We start from the raw sequence: 15,853 nt of genomic DNA, 5'->3' as shown, positions 1-15,853 counted from the left end.
CTTTATCCCATATGTTTGAGCAGCCAGCCGGTCGCTCCACCGCCGCTACCCACTATATCCGTTATCACCATCTGCATGACGCTATGAGGAATCCCCATGCCATCTACCCAGACACTATCTTCCAAGACAATTGTCCCGCTTGTTGAGCGGAACTGCCATAAATTCCCGTCTTTTAAGCGCAGCAACACGCCCTTGCCGTCTGATATCAGGTCGCTTTCAATATCAGGGCCAAGATGGAAACGCAGCGCATATTCCACGTCCTTTTTCTTCCGCCGGCGCAACTTTTTATTTTGGGGACCATGGGGGATCAGCATATCCTCGCCGCGCAATTCCAGTCCATCGGAACGCATCAACAAAAGCCGTTTGTGAACCAGTCCGAAACGCCGACCATAGCCGTCATGGCTTGCTTCCAGCCGGGTCGCATTTTCAACGTCGCGACGGAACAACTCCACTTCGTTCACCCCGCGCCCAAGCTTACCATCGGGTAGGATAGAAGTGCTGTTGCTATTATCAATACACAAGGTGCTGTGTGCCGCCGTCGAACGCAACCCCCGCGCCAATCCAGCAGGTATGGTAGCGCCAACCAATCCCGCGCCACCACAATTGGCAATGATCCGGTTGTCACCATTAGAAAATTCAAACGCTAGCGTGGATGCGCAACCCGCCACCGCCATCCGTGCAATCGGCGGCGGCGCAGCGTCAAGGATCAGGACGGAGCGGCCCGAGGACACCCGTTGATAACCCCAATCGCGCGCCTGCCGTAACGGACGGGCGCGAACTCCGCTTGCTTCGATGACCTGCGCAACTTGCTCGGCGGAGGTTGCACCGCCGCCCTGCCAATTGCCCATGCTGCCGTCAAAATGCGTCAGGCCGGTGAGCGGCGGCACAGCCATAGCTAAAGCATTTTCGATAAATTCCGGAATATCCTCCTCGCGCGCGAGATAGACTTGTTTGAGCATCGACAGCAGGATTACGGCATCCATCTGATTGAGCGGAGAGCGCGAGACGGATCCTCCATCGGCGTAAAAAAATTCGCCCATGGCCTTTTCAAGACCGGCTTCACCTACGATGCGGCGTACGCGACCTTCGGGGATTAGAAGCGATGCCGCGACCACTCCGCTCCACGCAACCAAACGGCCTAGGCTAGAGGTTGCTTTGTCAGCCGTCCGATCGAGATGCCGGGCGGTGCGCGCGATATTGTTCAAAACCTTGGAGCGGTAAATCAGGTCATTGGAAGACAAGATCAGCGGCGCATGGCTGGCCCAGATCAGTAGGCGCCAACCGCAATTATCCGGACGCCAGGCCGGTTGCCGGATTTTCTTGCCATTGGCATCCAGCCATTCTTCCATCAATTTTTCAGCAACCGGTAAAGCCTGATCCCGCGACGCCGCTGTATCCAGATCACGCAACCACACAAAGCGATGGACATAATCTTCAAAAGCAGGAGGCAGTTTCAGATCGGCAAAATCAATGCCTTCAAGCTTCTTTTTGAGACCGCGAAACAAAAAATGTCCAGCTCGCACCGCTGTGCCCTGAACACGGTCGCCGTCTACCGGATCAACCGGCACGGCTAGCAACCGCAAAGGTAATTTGCCCGACAGGCGCAACCGGTGCAGCGGCATTCGCCAGGTCATGCGATAATAGAGCAGCGCGGTTTGCTCTGCGAGTGATTGCCCGCGGTCGCCGTCCGCTCGCAGCGTCAGACTGCGGCCTTCCGGTGCCTGGCTTTCTTCTCCGCTATAGCGGTCTACCCCGCTACCGGGATTTGTGGCGGGATCTGTGGCAGGATCATCGATCAACTTATCTGTCTCAGGCGGGTTTGCGCTCATTCACCCCTCAAAGCACTGATATTAGAGGCATAATGATCCGGCCCACCTTTGAATGTAGCCGTGCCGGCGACCAGCGTATCCGCACCAGCGGCAATTGCCTGAGGCGCTGTATTGCGATCAATCCCGCCATCAACCTCCAACCGGATATCCTTACCGGTCGCTTCAATCCGCTTTCGAATCGCTTCAATCTTACGCAGCTGTGTGTCGATAAAACTCTGTCCGCCGAAACCGGGATTGACGCTCATCACCAGGATGAGATCAAGATCATCGATCAGATAATCGAGAATATCCAGCGGCGTTGCGGGGTTCAAAACCAGCCCAGCCTGCTTGCCCAATGAATGGATCGTCTGCAAGGTGCGGTGTGGATGCGGACCCGCTTCGGGATGGAAGGAAATAATATCCGCGCCAGCTTCTGCAAAATCTTCCAGAAACTGATCAACGGGAGAAATCATTAAATGGACATCAAACGGCTTGTCGCTATGTGGGCGCAGCGCTTTGACGACGCCGGGGCCAATGGTAATATTCGGCACGAAGTGGCCGTCCATCACATCAACATGGATCCAGTCACAGCCGGCCTCGTCAATCGCCCGCACCTCTTCACCCAGACGCGCAAAATCGGCGGACAAGATGGACGGGGCGATTCGGATTTGGCCGGAATGAGAAGTGGTGGTCATGGCGGTTCCTTTGCGATCCTGCGTTTAGGATTTTTGTAGAGCCCCCGCAAGGCGCGATTCGGCTGAAATCCCAATGGCCTGTGGACAATTTGGGGACAGGCTGGATTTTACCGCTTGGTCAGTCTTTTCGCTGCAATTTCGCAATGAAAAAGCCATCGAGATGGCCTTTTTCGGAAAGCATATTGGGCAACGTTCGTATGCAACCATTTTCGGTCGGGCTAATGTCATTGGGAAGCGTGTCGCCATCCACGGGAACAATTGCAAAATCCTCATGGCTGTCCAAAAACTGCTCTACTTGGTCTTCGCCCTCTTCAGGCTCCAACGAGCAGACAGCATAGATCAGCACACCGCCCGGTTTTACCCAAGGCGCGATCCGGTCGAGCAGCGCCTTTTGCACGTCTGCGCGATCTGCAATCTGCCGCGATCCGATACAATGGAGCACATCGGGATGGCGGCGGAAAATACCGGTCGCACTACACGGTGCATCCAGCAATATGGCATCAGCGGGCTCCGACGGCTCCCATTTCATCAGGTCGGCAATGACAATATCTGCCTCCAGATTGGTCCGGCCGAGATTATCCTTGAACCGCTCCATCCGTTTTTCGCTATTGTCGACGGACAGCGTTTTCCAGCCTGCGGCAGCGAGCTGCATGGTCTTGCCGCCTGGTGCGGCACAGAGGTCGAGCACCGTTTTTCGGCCTCCTTCGCCCAGCAATCGTGCAGGCAAAGAAGCAGCAATATCCTGCACCCAAAACGCACCATCTGCAAAACCCGCTAGTTCGGTGACGGGAACAGTCGGCTGTAACCGAAGATGTTTGGGTACCAGTTTTTCCCCCTCAAGCGTACCAACATCATCTGTCTTGAAGCTGAGATCAAGTGGCGGGGAATTGGCCCACGCCTGCCCTGCTGCAACAGCCACTTTCTCTCCCCAATGGTTCGTCCAGCGATCCAGCGTTTCGCCAGGAATTTCAGGATATTCGGGCAGCCCCAACTCGCCAGATTCCACACCGCGCATCACGGTGGAAAACACGCCATGAACCAGTCGTCGCGGTCCGCCATGGACCAATGGCAAAGCGGTCGCAATCGCCGCGTGTTGGGGCGTTTCGAGCACCAATACCTGCACCAATGCGATCCGCAACGCCATCCGCGCTTTGGCATCATCGGGCAGGCGCTTCTTGGTCGCGCTATCGATCATGCCATCCAGAGCGGTCATCCAGCGCAGCGCATTGGCCGCGATATTATGGGCCAGCGAGCGGTCGGAAGGATTGCCCAGTTTGGCAGTGGCCGCCGGTAGCGCTTGATCCAGCGTTTCGCCGCGTCGGCACACAGCATCGAGCAGACGCAAAGCAGCGGTTCGTGCTGGCAGACCGGGAGTTTTGGAGGGGCTTTGACTGTTCATTTTTTTGCATTCCGCACTTGATGCGGAATCCAGAGCGGACCACGCAGAGCATCCCCATAGACGCCCTAAGCTCCGGATCAAGTCCGGAGCACGACAAAGCTAGTTTCCGCGCGTCGGATTGAGCGCGCTGCGCCTTCTTTGTTGCTGGCCTTGTTGCTGGCCTTTCAGCCGGCCCATATCGCCAATTTCGTCAGCATTATTGGACCAACCATCTGATCCACCACCCTGCGCCATGTCTTGGAGTGCCGCAATACGATCCTCTGTGGCGGGATGGGTTGAAAACATCTGCTTAACGCCAGCAGGCACGATATAAAGCTGTGCTGCCGCCGGATTACGCTGCGCCACCGGATTGGCAATACGCTGGGCCTGCCCTGAAATCTTGTGGAGGGCTGAGGCCAATGCCATCGGCTTACCGCTAATCTCCGCCGCCGATTTATCAGCGCCAAATTCGCGGGTCCGGCTAATCGCCATTTGCACGATCATTGCCGCGAAGGGCGCGATAAAAACGGCCAGTATTCCGGCTAGGCCGCGATTGCTTCTAAAGAACATTCCGAAATTAGCGAGCATCGACACTGCACCGGCTATGGTCGCAACCATCGTCATAATCAGCGTATCACGGTTTTTCACATGGCCGAGTTCATGGGCCATCACACCTTCAATCTCGTCATAGCTCAGCATATTGAGCAGCCCGGTGGTCGCAGCCACGGCTGAATTTTCGGGGTCACGGCCCGTAGCAAAAGCATTGGGTTGCGGCTGATCGACAATATAGACTTTCGGCATGGGTAGCTGCGCGCGCTGTGCCAGTCGCTGGACCATCGTATAGAATTCCGGATGGCTGCCCGCATCAACCTCAACTGCCTTGTGCATTTTCAGGACGATTTTATCAGCATTCCAATAGGTAAACAGGTTCATCCCCGCTGCAACCAGCAACGCCAAAATAGCGCCACGCGGTCCGCCGAGCGAGAAGCCCATAACCATGAACAGCGCCGTCAACGCAGCCAGCAACATCGTCGTCTTTAGAAAATTCATGGCTTTACTCGCTTGATTATAGTGATTTCTCCCTCAATATAGGGGTTGAGGCGGGCTTTTTCAAATGTGCAGGAAATAGAAACTATGACCGAAGAAGATAGAAAAGCCGATGCTAGAAAGCCCGGTGAGCGCCCTGATCATATCAAAGCCCCTGCCCATTTGTCCAAAAGCCCACCCGTGCCACAACCGGATCCGCTCGAGAAAGCGGACGATATTTTGGAAAAAGACGGCCCCACCCGCTACGGTGATTGGGAACTTAAAGGTCTGGCGATAGATTTTTAAAAGGAACAGAAATGAACCGCTTTGCCGATCATTTCGATTTGACAATCCCCTTGGCCCTCGCCCCCATGGCACTGGCGTCCGGCGGCGATCTGGCATCGGCTTGCGCGCAGGCCGGGACATTGGGACTGGTCGGTGGCGGATATGGTGATCTGGAATGGACCAGCCGGGAATATCAAATCGCTGTGGAGGCTATCGGTGATAGTGCAGCGGCCATGAAGCGTCTGGGCTGCGGGTTCATCAGCTGGAAGCTGGCCGAAAATGCTGATGCTCTTGATTGGTTGATCGACAATCATCGCCCTGCTGCGCTCATGCTGTCCTTTGGTGATCCCCGGCCATTTTCCAAACGGATCATAGACTCCGGTGCGTGGCTTATCTGCCAAATCCATTCGCTCAAAGATTTGCCGCTGGCGGTGGAAGCAGGCGCAAAAATAATTGTCGCGCAAGGCACCGAGGCTGGCGGACATGGCGCAACCCAAGAGCGCGGACGCGGAACATTTTCCTTTATCTCGGAAACGGCAGACTGGCTTGCGGTCCATGCGCCTGAAACCTATTTGCTGGGTGCCGGGGGCATTGCCGATGGCCGGGGCCTGGCCGCCGCGATGATGCTGGGGGCCGATGGTGCCATGATGGGATCACGGTTTTGGGCCACCAGAGAATGTCTCGCCAACCCGCAGGCCAAGAAAATTGCCACCGAGACAGATGGCGATAATACGGCGCGCAGTTCGGTCTTTGATATTTTGCGGCGGAAAAACTGGCCTGAATCTTTTGACTTTCGGGCCATCCGAAATGACCTGTACCGGCAATGGGAAGATCGCATTGATAAGTTGCAAAATGATCCAGAAGAAGGTCGAGCCGCTTATGATGAAGGCGTGCGCCAAGCAGATTTTAACAGAGCCCATATTGGTATCGGCGAGGCTGCTGGTATGATATCCAACGTCCCGGATGCAGCGACCTTGATTGGTGACATTGAATCAGAAATGAAAAGCGCCTTGAAGCGGCTTAATCCGTGATCGAAACTTGGAGGGCCCGGAATGACCGTTAGTGCAGAAATCGCCGTTCTGATCGGTGCCGTGGTCGGCGCGATAGCCTCTCTCGCGACGGTATTCCTCACGCATTGGCTTTCCAAGCGCCGCGAATATTGGCTGGATGACAAACGCAAAGAGCGGCTAATCCTGTTGCTGCGCGGTGAAAAATATAAGTGGCGGGATATTGAAACCTTATCGTCTGCCGTCGGTGCCGACATAATCAAAACCAAAGAATTGCTAATCGAGATAGACGCGCGGCAGAGCCTGTCGAACAACAGTAGCTGGGGCCTGATTGCGCGCAATCCCTATCCGGAAGATATCCAGCCCAAGAATTGAGAATGCTAGCCCTCCGGCACGGCGTAAAAATCGCGATAAGAGATAAGCTGGCCATCCGCGACTTTATACAGTCCGACGCCTTCAATATCCCCCTCAGGCCGTTTCCACAGCCAGCGGGACCACGCGACATGCTCGTCGCCAGCAATTTCCAACACCTCAAAGTGCATTTTCTTGTCGGCCAGTTCCTTGGTCAGACCTGCCAGCAGCTTCTCAATCGCGGGCTTCCCTTCGACGCGGCCAATGGCAGGATCTTCAAACACAGCATCATCCGCAAATAGAGGACTTAATTTCGTATAATCATGGTCATTCTGAATTTCCCAGAATTTCTCGATCACCTGCTTTGCTGTTGTCATATCAATTCCCTTCACTCGCCTTATGGCAAAGGAATAGGCGCCAAGCCCATCCAGCGACAAGTCCTCATTTGACTAGCCTATGGCGCGGCTTTGGCCGATTGTTTTTGCAGCGCGTCTTTGAACCAGCCTTCGACGCGGGTGATAAATTTTCCAAAAGCCTTATCATCGACAAAGGCTAAGGCATCGCCTGCCTTTTGCTTTTCGCGTTTTTTCATCATGCCGAAAAAGCCCGGATGATTGGCGACGAACACGTCCGGGTTTAGGTTACGGGTTTTGTCAAATGTGCTGCGATAATCGTCCACTATGCCTTCATATTGCGGCGGGTTAACGAGCCGGTTCGCTGCTACAGTGGCGGAGCAAAAAACCAGCACGTCATAAATCTTGCCGCCCTGCGTAACGTCCATCGACCAGGACGTACAACCGCGCGAATGACCGGGGTGCAAATGGGCGGTCATCGTCACGCCGCCAAGGCTTACGGTTTCACCATCGGCAATGATCCGGTCGACCTTGACCGGAGGCGCGAACAGGAAGTCTTCCTCCTCGGACCCGAGATAGAAACCGCCCTCCAGAGCAGACCGATCCCCTTCGCTGGCAATCATCTGCGCGCCGCTCATGGCTTTCAAATCCGCAAGCCCGCCCGAATGATCGAGATGAGCATGGCTGTTGAGCAGAATTTTTATATCCTTGGGATCATAGCCGAGTTTAGTGATCGCTTCGGCCACGGTTGATGCCTGGTCGGGCATGCCGCCGTCGATAACAATGTGTCCATCGGGCGTCGGGATGAAGAACATGCCGAGACCCTCGGTGCCGACAAAATAGATGCCTGTGCCATCCTCGCCAACAACTTGAAAGGGCTCGACCGCAGCATACCAGCTAGGGTTATCCCTGCGCCATTTGGCCAGATTTTCGGGCGTGACTCTATTTTCAGCGATGGCCTCGGTTGCGTCTATACTGGCCTCTTCTGCCGGGGTTTCGGCAATATCCGGACTGGGTGCACAGGCTGCGAGAGATAACAGAGGCAGGGTCAAAAAACGCATCTTCAACATATTCAAAAACTCCACTCCCCGACAAACCCGTCGCAGCCAAATGCCAGCCCCTACCTTTCAAAAAACTGAATAGTTTCATCATCCATCGGGAACATCAATTCAATCCGCGTTTCACCCGCCTGCGTGTCCTGCACTGAGCCGAACTGAGCGATGGTTGAAAAGAGTGACAGGCGGGTTTCGCCCATCCGCAGAATTGTAGGAATCACCGCCTGATTAAGATTGATCGATCCCATGTCGACATTTTTCACCCGGTCGAGATCGGAAACACGTTGCATCAGGGCAGACAGCTTTTCATCACCGCCCAATTCCAATATTTCGGTGCGCAAACGGGTCAGCGAAAGCATGGCCACTTCATCCCAATTTTCTATAAGCGACATTTCAGCGCTTTTAATCAGAATCTCCATCATGTTGACCGTCTCACCGGGACTAGCGAGCGCCAACAGCATCTCTGCTCCCTTGTTGGAGCGTACGATGTTCCAGTGCCGATCGACCGCGATGCCGGGATAGGGGTCGTGATGGTCAAGCATCGTTGCAATAGCTTGATGAACCGGGGCGAGCTCCGGTGCATCTTCCGGCAGGCTGGGATAGGTCGCCGCAAAACCCGCCGCATGCAGCGCCTGATTAGCCATAGGTCGGGGCAGTTGTAGGGCTTCCGACAGCCGCAGCACCATCGCCCGGCTGGGATTGGAACGACCGGATTCGAGAAAACTGAGATGGCGTGCCGACATGTCGGCTTCGAGAGAGAGATCCAACTGGCTGAACCGTCGGACCTTACGCCATTCCTTCAATATGCTGCCAAATTCTGATCGCATTACCCGCTCCTCCTGTCATTATTACCGTATCATGCCAGCACAGCACAAGCAGCGCACTTACCCATGAGGTAATTGTTTTCGCTATCGCTATCGGGTTTCATGATCCTTAACTGAAAAAGGAGATAGATTATGTCACCCAAAGCAGCAGCCAATTTTATGCGCTTCCTTGCAATCGCGTCCTTGCTATCCGCCCTGGTATTTGCGCTGGGAGCTATCGGTGATCCAACCGGCATTTTAAGCCAGTTTCTCACTATCATCATTCCTGGTTCCGAGGGGGTTGGCGGCATCGCTACGCCAGAGGCCAAAGTCGGCTTTGCCATCGCCGGCGGGCTCTTTGCCGGTTTCATGATGATGCTCTTGCTGATCACCGCACCAGCGATTGAAGAGGGCAATGCGGCCATTAAACGCGCGAGCATCTATGCGCTCTTGGCGTGGTTTGTCATCGACAGCAGTGCATCAATTGCAGGGGGCGTTCCACTAAACGCGCTATCCAACAGCATCCTTCTGATACTCTATTTGCTGCCGCTGGTTTGGGTCAAAGCACCCGAAACCGCATCGGTTTAAGAGGAGGTTAACATGTCTAAAGGCTATTTCTTCACCTTCGCTCTAATCGGCGCCATATTATGGTTCATCGCCGCAATGATCATTCAGCTTTTCCCAGAGATGTTTAGCGGCGGCACCTCGGGAATCATTTTGTTTCTGGTTTCTATCCCCGGAACCTGGGTCACGGTTTACCTGCTGATGAAAGTGACGGGCCTACCGCGCGACCACCTCTTTTCGGCAACCTGTGTCGGCGTGGTTACCGCGATGTTTCTCGATGGTTTCGCGATCACCTGGGCACCGCAGCTCTATGGCGGGCCCGGCGATCACCTTGCCAATGGTGCGGCATGGCTGCTGTTTGGCGTTGCATTATTCATGACCTGCGCCGCCCTAATCGGACGCCAGAAGGCAAGCTAATGCCTTATGGCTAGCGCTCGTTCACATCTTTGACCCAAGGACCAAAGGCAGAACCACCAAGCATTGCCACCTGCGTCTTGGCGCTAACATCATTGATCGCCAATGATGGTTTGCGAACAGGATGCACAGGCAGGCGCAGCGGCCGTTTGCCCGGTGCCATAGCCATAACAGCGGCCATTGCGCGCGGTACGTCCATAGGATCGGTTGATCCGCCGCCATCTCGCAGCGCCCCGGCGACCAGTTCAGGATAAGCAGCTTTTCGCTCTTCATCCGCGCGCTCCAACATCGGTGCGGTGAGCTTGTTGCCATTGTCCCATATATCGGTCGGGAAGCCGCCCGGCTGGACGATCGTAACATCAACGCCATGCGGAACCAGCTCATAAGCCATTTGCTCACTCATCGATTCCAGTGCAAATTTGGTGGAAGAATAGAGTCCCATACCCGGTATCATCACTCGCCCGAGTTGGGACGACACATTCATGATCGCACCTGATTTCTTCGCTCGCATCGCTGGCAGCGCAGCGCGCGCGACCCTCTGTGGGCCCATGACATTGGTGTCGAACAACATTTGCATCGCTTCCATATCCTGAAGCTCCACTGGCGCACCAGTGCCGACACCGGCATTGTTGATGACCACATCAAGCGCGCCACCGCTAAGCCCTTCGGCTTCCGCGACCGCCTTGGTCACGGATTCGTCCGACAACACATCGAGTTCCAATATCGTCAGGTCCAACTTCTCTTTCTTTGCTGCATCCATCAACGCAGTCGCTTCCGGGCGCGGTAGGTTGCGCATCGTGGCAAAGACCTTCGCCCCCTGTTTTGCATAAAGCAGAGCACCAAGATATCCAAAGCCTGACGAGCATCCCGTGATGAGCACAGATTTGCCCTTGAGACTGGTCGGCCCGTCTTCCGCGGCAACGGATTGGGAAGCGGTTAGCGCGATGCCAGTGGCCGCACCAGCGGCAAGCATCTGGCGGCGGTTCATTTTCATATCGGTCATGGAGGCCTGTTCCTTATCTATTTCACCTGTCACATTATCACAAAAATAGGATATATACCTATTATATAATAAGAATCACGGGGAGAAAATATGCAGATATCCAAAGCCAGCGAAGCCGTGGGCGCGATCGTCGAGGATATCGATCTGACATCCCTGAGCGATGACCAGTTTGCCGAATTGCGAGCCGCTTTTTTCGACAGTGGCGCTCTGTTTTTCAGGGATCAGAAGCTGACACCGGAAGATCATATCGCCTTTGCCGAGCGCTGGAACGATATCGACATCAACCGCTTCTTCACGCCTGTTGAGGGCTATCCGCAAATTGCAAAAGTCCTCAAGGAACCTGATCAGGAAGTGAATATTGGCGGCGGCTGGCATACCGATCACAGCTATGATGAGGTTCCCGCCATGGGCTCAATCCTCTACGCATTGGAAATCCCGCCCAGCGGAGGAGACACACTGTTCGCCGGAATGCAGGCCGCTTATGAGGCACTGGATGATGATATGAAGGCGCGCCTCGATGGCCTGAAGGCCCGGCATGGCAACGCCCATATTTTCGGCGAAGACAGCGACTATCAAAAGAAATTTGGCGGTCGGTTCGGCAATACGGAATCCGCCGTACAAGAAGCGGTTCACCCTGTAGTGCTCCGCCATCCCGAAACCGGAGCAAAAGGACTCTATGTCAATCCAGGCTTCACGCTGAACATCGTCGATATGGCAGAGGAAGGCAGCAAAGCGCTGTTGGCAGAACTCTATGCCCATATCGCCCAACCCGAGTTTCATTTCCGCCTGCAATGGGAAGAGGGCATGCTCGCCATGTGGGACAATCGCTCAACCTGGCATTATGCGCTAAACGATTATCAGGGCCATCGGCGCTATCTCAACCGGATTACGGTGGCGGGCGTGCCGTTGCTCTGAGAATAAATAATGTTTGGTAACGAGTTTCAACGTCCGCTTTGAGCGCAAAAGCGGACGTTAAGAAAGCAAAAGCGGCCATTCAGCAAACGACCCAATTTAGGACGTTTACTGTAAGTACTTAATATTAGTGTTTTAGAGTCAAAATTGTTAGTATTTGGCAGTCGTCGCAACTTGGAACGACAGGTCAAAGGAGTGTGAAGATATGACAAAACCACCGCGAGCGAATTTGGGGGTCAAACGATCCCTTGTCGCGGTTGGTCTGTCCATGGCTCTAGTTTCGGGATACGGCGCGCGCGCAACCTGTGGAGTTTGACGAAGAAATTCTCAAGGCGTTAATAACCTCACAAGGGGTTCTAACGCATTCGCTTAGACAAGGAACCGCACGCGAGAGCTACATCGCAAGCACGTTGAGGCCCATTCGCAATCTAGACCGCGATAGAGACGGTTTAGACAAGACAGATTTGGCGCGAGAATATGCAAGGCGGGCGACGATTCGGCGCCGGCATGCGATCAATCAGCTGCTAGGCTTTGACTATAATGGCGATTACACCGTCACTCGCGCTGAAATTATCGAATACTCACGCAGTCTTGACGCGACCCAACGCGAAGAGGAAGCGGATAGTCAAATGGCTCGGTTCGATCGCGATGGCGACGGGGTCGCAACGCTTGAAGAAGTCACGCAAATTGATCCCGAGGAAGAACAAAAAGAGCGCGACCTTTTCCTAAACGGCCTGCTTGCGCTTGACCCCGATGATGATGGACAATTGACGGTCCTGGAACTGAGCAGAATTGCGAAAAAGGTCTTTGACCATTTCGATCAGAATGAAAACGGACTTATCGACAAGGGCGAGCACCACCGGCTTTTTCAATATCAGAGCGAAAAGCGCATTCGTCAGCGACTGATCAGCAAAGGTTGCGTTTATCCTGTTGCAAGTGTGGACGCCGAATTGGTGCTGTTTTCCACATACCAAGCGGGAGTTCTCGCCAACACATGGATTGGCAAACCCTCAGTCGAAACCAGCATAGCTGATGTGATCATCGAACCGGGCCAGGCGCCACTTTATATAATTCTTGATTCATATCACTCGACGATCTGGCGTTTTTCCGGCGCGACCGAAAGGGTTGAAAAGGTCGTTGCTTCGTCCTTTGACAGCCATGAACGAAAATCAGGATATAGCGATCAAGATTGGCCTTTGGCATCAGCGGTCGCTGCCATCGGGATCGATGAGGATCGGTTTCATGCCTTGCCCGCAGAGTGTCTGACCAATGGTGCAAATATTAGCAACGAACATCGGGGCGGGGCAGATCGGATCGCGCAGATAATTGGCCGTAGCGCGATGAATGTAATCGCAAACGAGTACAATGTAGGGTCAGTGAAACTACCGCAAGCAACGGCACAGCGAGTCATGCTAAGCAAGAAGCCGGCGCCAGAAGGATTTGACGCGCTAATGTGGCGCGACGCCATTAGGTACAAGCCCGGCGGCTTGGAGAACGTCGATCCGGCTTCTTTGGTCACAAGTCAGGCCGTCGGGGTCTACAAAGTCCTGCCCCACCAGTTTGGGCTGGCGCAATTGCTGGCGAGCGGCGCGCTTGAGAGAATTAAAAACAGCTGGCTGCTTATCACCGATGCGATGCCCCATTGGCCAGCAAGACTAACTGGAAGCCACAGGGAGGACTTCGTGGTGAAAGATGGAGTGAATATTCCTGAGGGCTACCCAGGGCATTCCTGCGTCATAACGGAGGCACAAGCGGCGGGGCGCTTGCCGTCTCAGGCCTGCCGGAAGCGAATGATTGATCGTGGTAACGAACAAGAATCGTCGCCCAAGCTAGCACCAATCAGGCAAGAGTTATACGAAGAGTCAGATAACATCATTGTGACAAATTGATAGAATCACATCAGCCAAAAGCCATAGTGCTTGCTTGCCAATGGTTTATGGGAATGGGCGACGCCCATTCGATGCTAAATTGGGCTGCTTTGAGATCATTCTTGCAATGTCCGCTTTCACCCCCAAAAATTGTCGTTCAGGGAAGTCAAAGCCAATGTCCGCTTTCGGAATAAAGCGGACAGCCGCTGATAAGAACCACATCCCGACAAACACCCTTCGACAAACCGAGGGCGAACCGTTTATAGACCATCCAAACGCATTACATCCCAAGGAACACACATGGAATTGGTCGGCCCTGCTTCGCACAGCTATTTCTCCCAGCGGCTGCGGCTGCATTATGCTGATTGGGGTAATGCGGAGAAACCGCCGCTGATCCTACTTCACGGCGGTAAGGATCATTGCCGCAACTGGGACTGGGTTGCGCAGGAATTGCGCAATGATTGGCATATTATTGCGCCCGATGTCCGCGGCCATGGCGATAGCCAGTGGAGCACTGATGGTAATTATACGACTATGGCGATGGTCACCGATCTGGCGCAGCTTATCCATCAGCTTGATCTGTCGCCAGTAACTATTGTCGCGCATAGCATGGGCGGGAATATCGCTTTGCGCTACACCGGCCTCTATCCTGATACTGTGCGTAAGCTGGTTGCGATTGAAGGATTGGGCCCCGGGCCGGAAATGCTCGCCGAGCGTGAAAAAGTCGGTCAACTCGCACGCGTGCGAAGCTCAATTGAGGAAAAACGCAAGGCTGCCGGTCGCCAGGTAAAGCGCTATCCGACCTTTGAAGATGCCCTGAAACGAATGCAGGATGCCAATGGCCATCTGTCGGACGAACAGGCTCGCCATCTCACCACCCATGCGGTCATCCGCAATGAGGATGGCAGCTATAGCTGGAAATTCGATCCCTATGTGCAGCATTGGGATTCAATCGATCTACAACAATCTGACATTCAGCAATTGTGGAAGAACATCTCTTGCCCCACCCAATTACACTATGGCGCCGACAGCTGGGCGAGCAATCCGGAGAAAGACGGCCGGATAAAATTTTTCGGTGACACTGTCGCGGTGAAGGAATTTGCCGATGCGGGGCATTGGTTGCATCATGACCAATTTGATCAGTTTGTTGGCGAGTTAAGGGATTTCCTGTAAGCTTATTGTCTCAACCGGAGCGGGATCGGATGATGATCGAAACAGCCATAGAAACTTTGGGCAGCGAAACCGGCATCTGGTGGATGGCGGGCGCCTATTTCGGAATGGTATTGGCAGAGCGGGTCTATCACCTTCTAAAAGGCGGCCGCTATGATAATGCTGATGCTTTATGCAGCATTGGGCTCAACCTGCTCGGGAGCGTCATCAAGCTGATATTTGGCCTCGTGCTGCCTTTTGCACTCTATATTCTGGTCTATGAAAATTTCCGGTTTTTCATGATCGACAATCTCGCGCTGGCGGCGGTGCTCGCATTTGTCGTGCACGAGCTGTCCTATTATTGGGATCACCGGCTGGGCCACCGCGTTGGGTTGCTCTGGGCGTTTCACTCGATCCACCACAGTTCGAATGAATTTAACCACAGCACGTCGGCGCGCGGGTTTGTCCTCGATAATGTTGCGCGGGGGCCGCTCGACGCAATTGCGGCGTTGATGGGCGTGCCGCCGATCATCTTCCTGGGTGTGTCGGCGTTTAAAAATATCTTCGGTATCTGGAATCATGCCAGCTATGTCGGTGATCTGGGACCAGCGGAACACATATTCGCGACCCCGCGCAATCATAAGGTCCATCATGCCAACCAACCGCATTATATCGACAAGAATTTTTCTCAGGTGCTGATCCTGTGGGACAGGCTGTTTGGCAGTTTTGAACCCTATCAGGAGCCCCCAGTGGTCGGGCTGGTCAAACAGGTCCATGACAATAATCCGCTCACCGCACAATTTGCCGGCATTAAACAGCTGTCCGAACGAATGAGCCATGCGGAGCGCTGGCAAGATAAACTACTCTATCTGTGGAAGCCGCCGGAATGGTCCCATGACGGCGTGTGCCGCAGTGACTGCCCGAAATATGCGCTAACGCTGGAGCCTGCGGAGTGAACCAGTAGACAGGCGTCGGAACGCTTTCCTACATAACCTCTGCCATGATAGTGGAGCGGATGGCTTTTTCATATTGCAGCACATCGATCATCACATTGCGGTCGCGCTATAAAGACCGGACGCGCAAAAATTTTTGGTCGATTCTGTGTATATTGCGTATAAACTGGCCGAAATCGTCAAAACCCTATCACACTTGATGTGATATTCCTCTAGACGGATCACATTG

At 54.1% G+C, this 15,853-nt stretch carries 17 protein-coding genes; 9 read left to right on the top strand and 8 right to left on the bottom strand.

The genetic code is table 11. The annotated features are described in order from the left end of the window. Nucleotides 1-2: 2 nt before the first annotated feature. The 4 genes from ABJM21_RS15610 to ABJM21_RS15595 form a co-directional block, all read right to left on the bottom strand. Entirely contained in the window at nucleotides 3-1,829 is a 1,827-nt protein-coding gene (locus ABJM21_RS15610; RefSeq protein ID WP_348301851.1) for a heparinase II/III family protein, read from the bottom strand. Next, the gene (gene rpe / locus ABJM21_RS15605) at nucleotides 1,826-2,503 is read right to left on the bottom strand and encodes a ribulose-phosphate 3-epimerase (protein WP_348301850.1); all 678 of its coding nucleotides are present in this window, start codon (nucleotides 2,501-2,503) and stop codon (nucleotides 1,826-1,828) included. Before rpe ends, ABJM21_RS15610 begins: the two co-directional genes overlap by 4 nt. A 118-nt stretch (nucleotides 2,504-2,621) precedes the next feature. Beyond that, nucleotides 2,622-3,902 carry an RsmB/NOP family class I SAM-dependent RNA methyltransferase gene (locus ABJM21_RS15600; protein WP_348301849.1) on the bottom strand — a complete coding sequence of 427 codons (1,281 nt, stop codon included), beginning with the start codon at nucleotides 3,900-3,902 and terminating at the stop codon, nucleotides 2,622-2,624. 99 nt (nucleotides 3,903-4,001) lie between these two features. Then, a complete protein-coding gene (locus tag ABJM21_RS15595) occupies nucleotides 4,002-4,931 on the bottom strand; it encodes a M48 family metalloprotease (RefSeq protein ID WP_348301848.1) in 930 nt (309 codons plus the stop codon). An 84-nt stretch (nucleotides 4,932-5,015) separates the two neighbouring features. On the opposite strand from ABJM21_RS15595, the gene ABJM21_RS15590 reads away from it, so the two are divergent. From ABJM21_RS15590 to ABJM21_RS15580, 3 genes are read left to right on the top strand one after another with little or no spacing between them, the layout of a single operon-like run. Further along, the gene (locus tag ABJM21_RS15590; protein WP_348301847.1) at nucleotides 5,016-5,213 is read left to right on the top strand and encodes a DUF1674 domain-containing protein; all 198 of its coding nucleotides are present in this window, start codon (nucleotides 5,016-5,018) and stop codon (nucleotides 5,211-5,213) included. A gap of 11 nt (nucleotides 5,214-5,224) precedes the next feature. Then, nucleotides 5,225-6,223 carry a nitronate monooxygenase gene (locus tag ABJM21_RS15585; RefSeq protein ID WP_348301846.1) on the top strand — a complete coding sequence of 333 codons (999 nt, stop codon included), beginning with the start codon at nucleotides 5,225-5,227 and terminating at the stop codon, nucleotides 6,221-6,223. Nucleotides 6,224-6,244: 21 nt separating this feature from the next. After that, complete coding sequence (locus ABJM21_RS15580; protein ID WP_348301845.1) at nucleotides 6,245-6,574, top strand: hypothetical protein; 330 nt, start codon at nucleotides 6,245-6,247, stop codon at nucleotides 6,572-6,574. 5 nt (nucleotides 6,575-6,579) lie between these two features. Here ABJM21_RS15580 and ABJM21_RS15575 read toward each other — a convergent pair whose 3' ends face one another. The 3 genes from ABJM21_RS15575 to ABJM21_RS15565 all read right to left on the bottom strand — a co-directional run bounded on the left by ABJM21_RS15575 (nucleotide 6,580) and on the right by ABJM21_RS15565 (nucleotide 8,785). After that, on the bottom strand, nucleotides 6,580-6,927 hold the full coding sequence (locus tag ABJM21_RS15575) for a nuclear transport factor 2 family protein (RefSeq protein ID WP_348301844.1): 348 nt from the start codon (nucleotides 6,925-6,927) through the stop codon (nucleotides 6,580-6,582). Between the two features lie 77 nt (nucleotides 6,928-7,004). After that, entirely contained in the window at nucleotides 7,005-7,973 is a 969-nt protein-coding gene (gene bla / locus ABJM21_RS15570; protein ID WP_348301843.1) for a subclass B3 metallo-beta-lactamase, read from the bottom strand. 50 nt (nucleotides 7,974-8,023) lie between these two features. Then, nucleotides 8,024-8,785, bottom strand: coding sequence for a helix-turn-helix domain-containing protein (locus ABJM21_RS15565; protein WP_348301842.1), 762 nt, complete (start codon nucleotides 8,783-8,785; stop codon nucleotides 8,024-8,026). A 129-nt stretch (nucleotides 8,786-8,914) separates the two neighbouring features. Between ABJM21_RS15565 and ABJM21_RS15560 the strand changes: the two genes are divergently transcribed. Beyond that, nucleotides 8,915-9,349: a hypothetical protein gene (locus ABJM21_RS15560; RefSeq protein ID WP_348301841.1), complete on the top strand. Its 435-nt coding sequence runs from the start codon at nucleotides 8,915-8,917 to the stop codon at nucleotides 9,347-9,349. A gap of 12 nt (nucleotides 9,350-9,361) precedes the next feature. Further along, nucleotides 9,362-9,742: a hypothetical protein gene (locus ABJM21_RS15555; protein WP_348301840.1), complete on the top strand. Its 381-nt coding sequence runs from the start codon at nucleotides 9,362-9,364 to the stop codon at nucleotides 9,740-9,742. Between the two features lie 10 nt (nucleotides 9,743-9,752). On the opposite strand, the gene ABJM21_RS15550 is transcribed toward ABJM21_RS15555, so the two are convergent. Continuing rightward, complete coding sequence (locus tag ABJM21_RS15550) at nucleotides 9,753-10,742, bottom strand: SDR family oxidoreductase (RefSeq protein WP_348301839.1); 990 nt, start codon at nucleotides 10,740-10,742, stop codon at nucleotides 9,753-9,755. A 90-nt stretch (nucleotides 10,743-10,832) separates the two neighbouring features. Here ABJM21_RS15550 and ABJM21_RS15545 point away from each other — a divergent pair, with 90 nt between their 5' ends. From ABJM21_RS15545 to ABJM21_RS15530, 4 genes are all read left to right on the top strand, one after another. Continuing rightward, complete coding sequence (locus ABJM21_RS15545) at nucleotides 10,833-11,657, top strand: TauD/TfdA family dioxygenase (RefSeq protein ID WP_348301838.1); 825 nt, start codon at nucleotides 10,833-10,835, stop codon at nucleotides 11,655-11,657. 461 nt (nucleotides 11,658-12,118) lie between these two features. Next, nucleotides 12,119-13,543: a hypothetical protein gene (locus ABJM21_RS15540; protein WP_348301837.1), complete on the top strand. Its 1,425-nt coding sequence runs from the start codon at nucleotides 12,119-12,121 to the stop codon at nucleotides 13,541-13,543. 279 nt (nucleotides 13,544-13,822) lie between these two features. Continuing rightward, nucleotides 13,823-14,695 (top strand): alpha/beta hydrolase, encoded by an 873-nt coding sequence (locus tag ABJM21_RS15535; protein WP_348301836.1) that lies wholly within the window; start codon nucleotides 13,823-13,825, stop codon nucleotides 14,693-14,695. A 29-nt stretch (nucleotides 14,696-14,724) separates the two neighbouring features. Continuing rightward, nucleotides 14,725-15,627: a sterol desaturase family protein gene (locus ABJM21_RS15530; RefSeq protein ID WP_348301835.1), complete on the top strand. Its 903-nt coding sequence runs from the start codon at nucleotides 14,725-14,727 to the stop codon at nucleotides 15,625-15,627. Nucleotides 15,628-15,853 lie beyond the last annotated feature (226 nt).

The sequence above is a fragment of the Parasphingorhabdus sp. genome, assembly GCF_039977335.1.
Lineage (GTDB): Bacteria > Pseudomonadota > Alphaproteobacteria > Sphingomonadales > Sphingomonadaceae > Parasphingorhabdus.
Note: the sequence above shows the minus strand (reverse complement) of the source record. Positions and strands in the feature narration are given on the sequence as shown.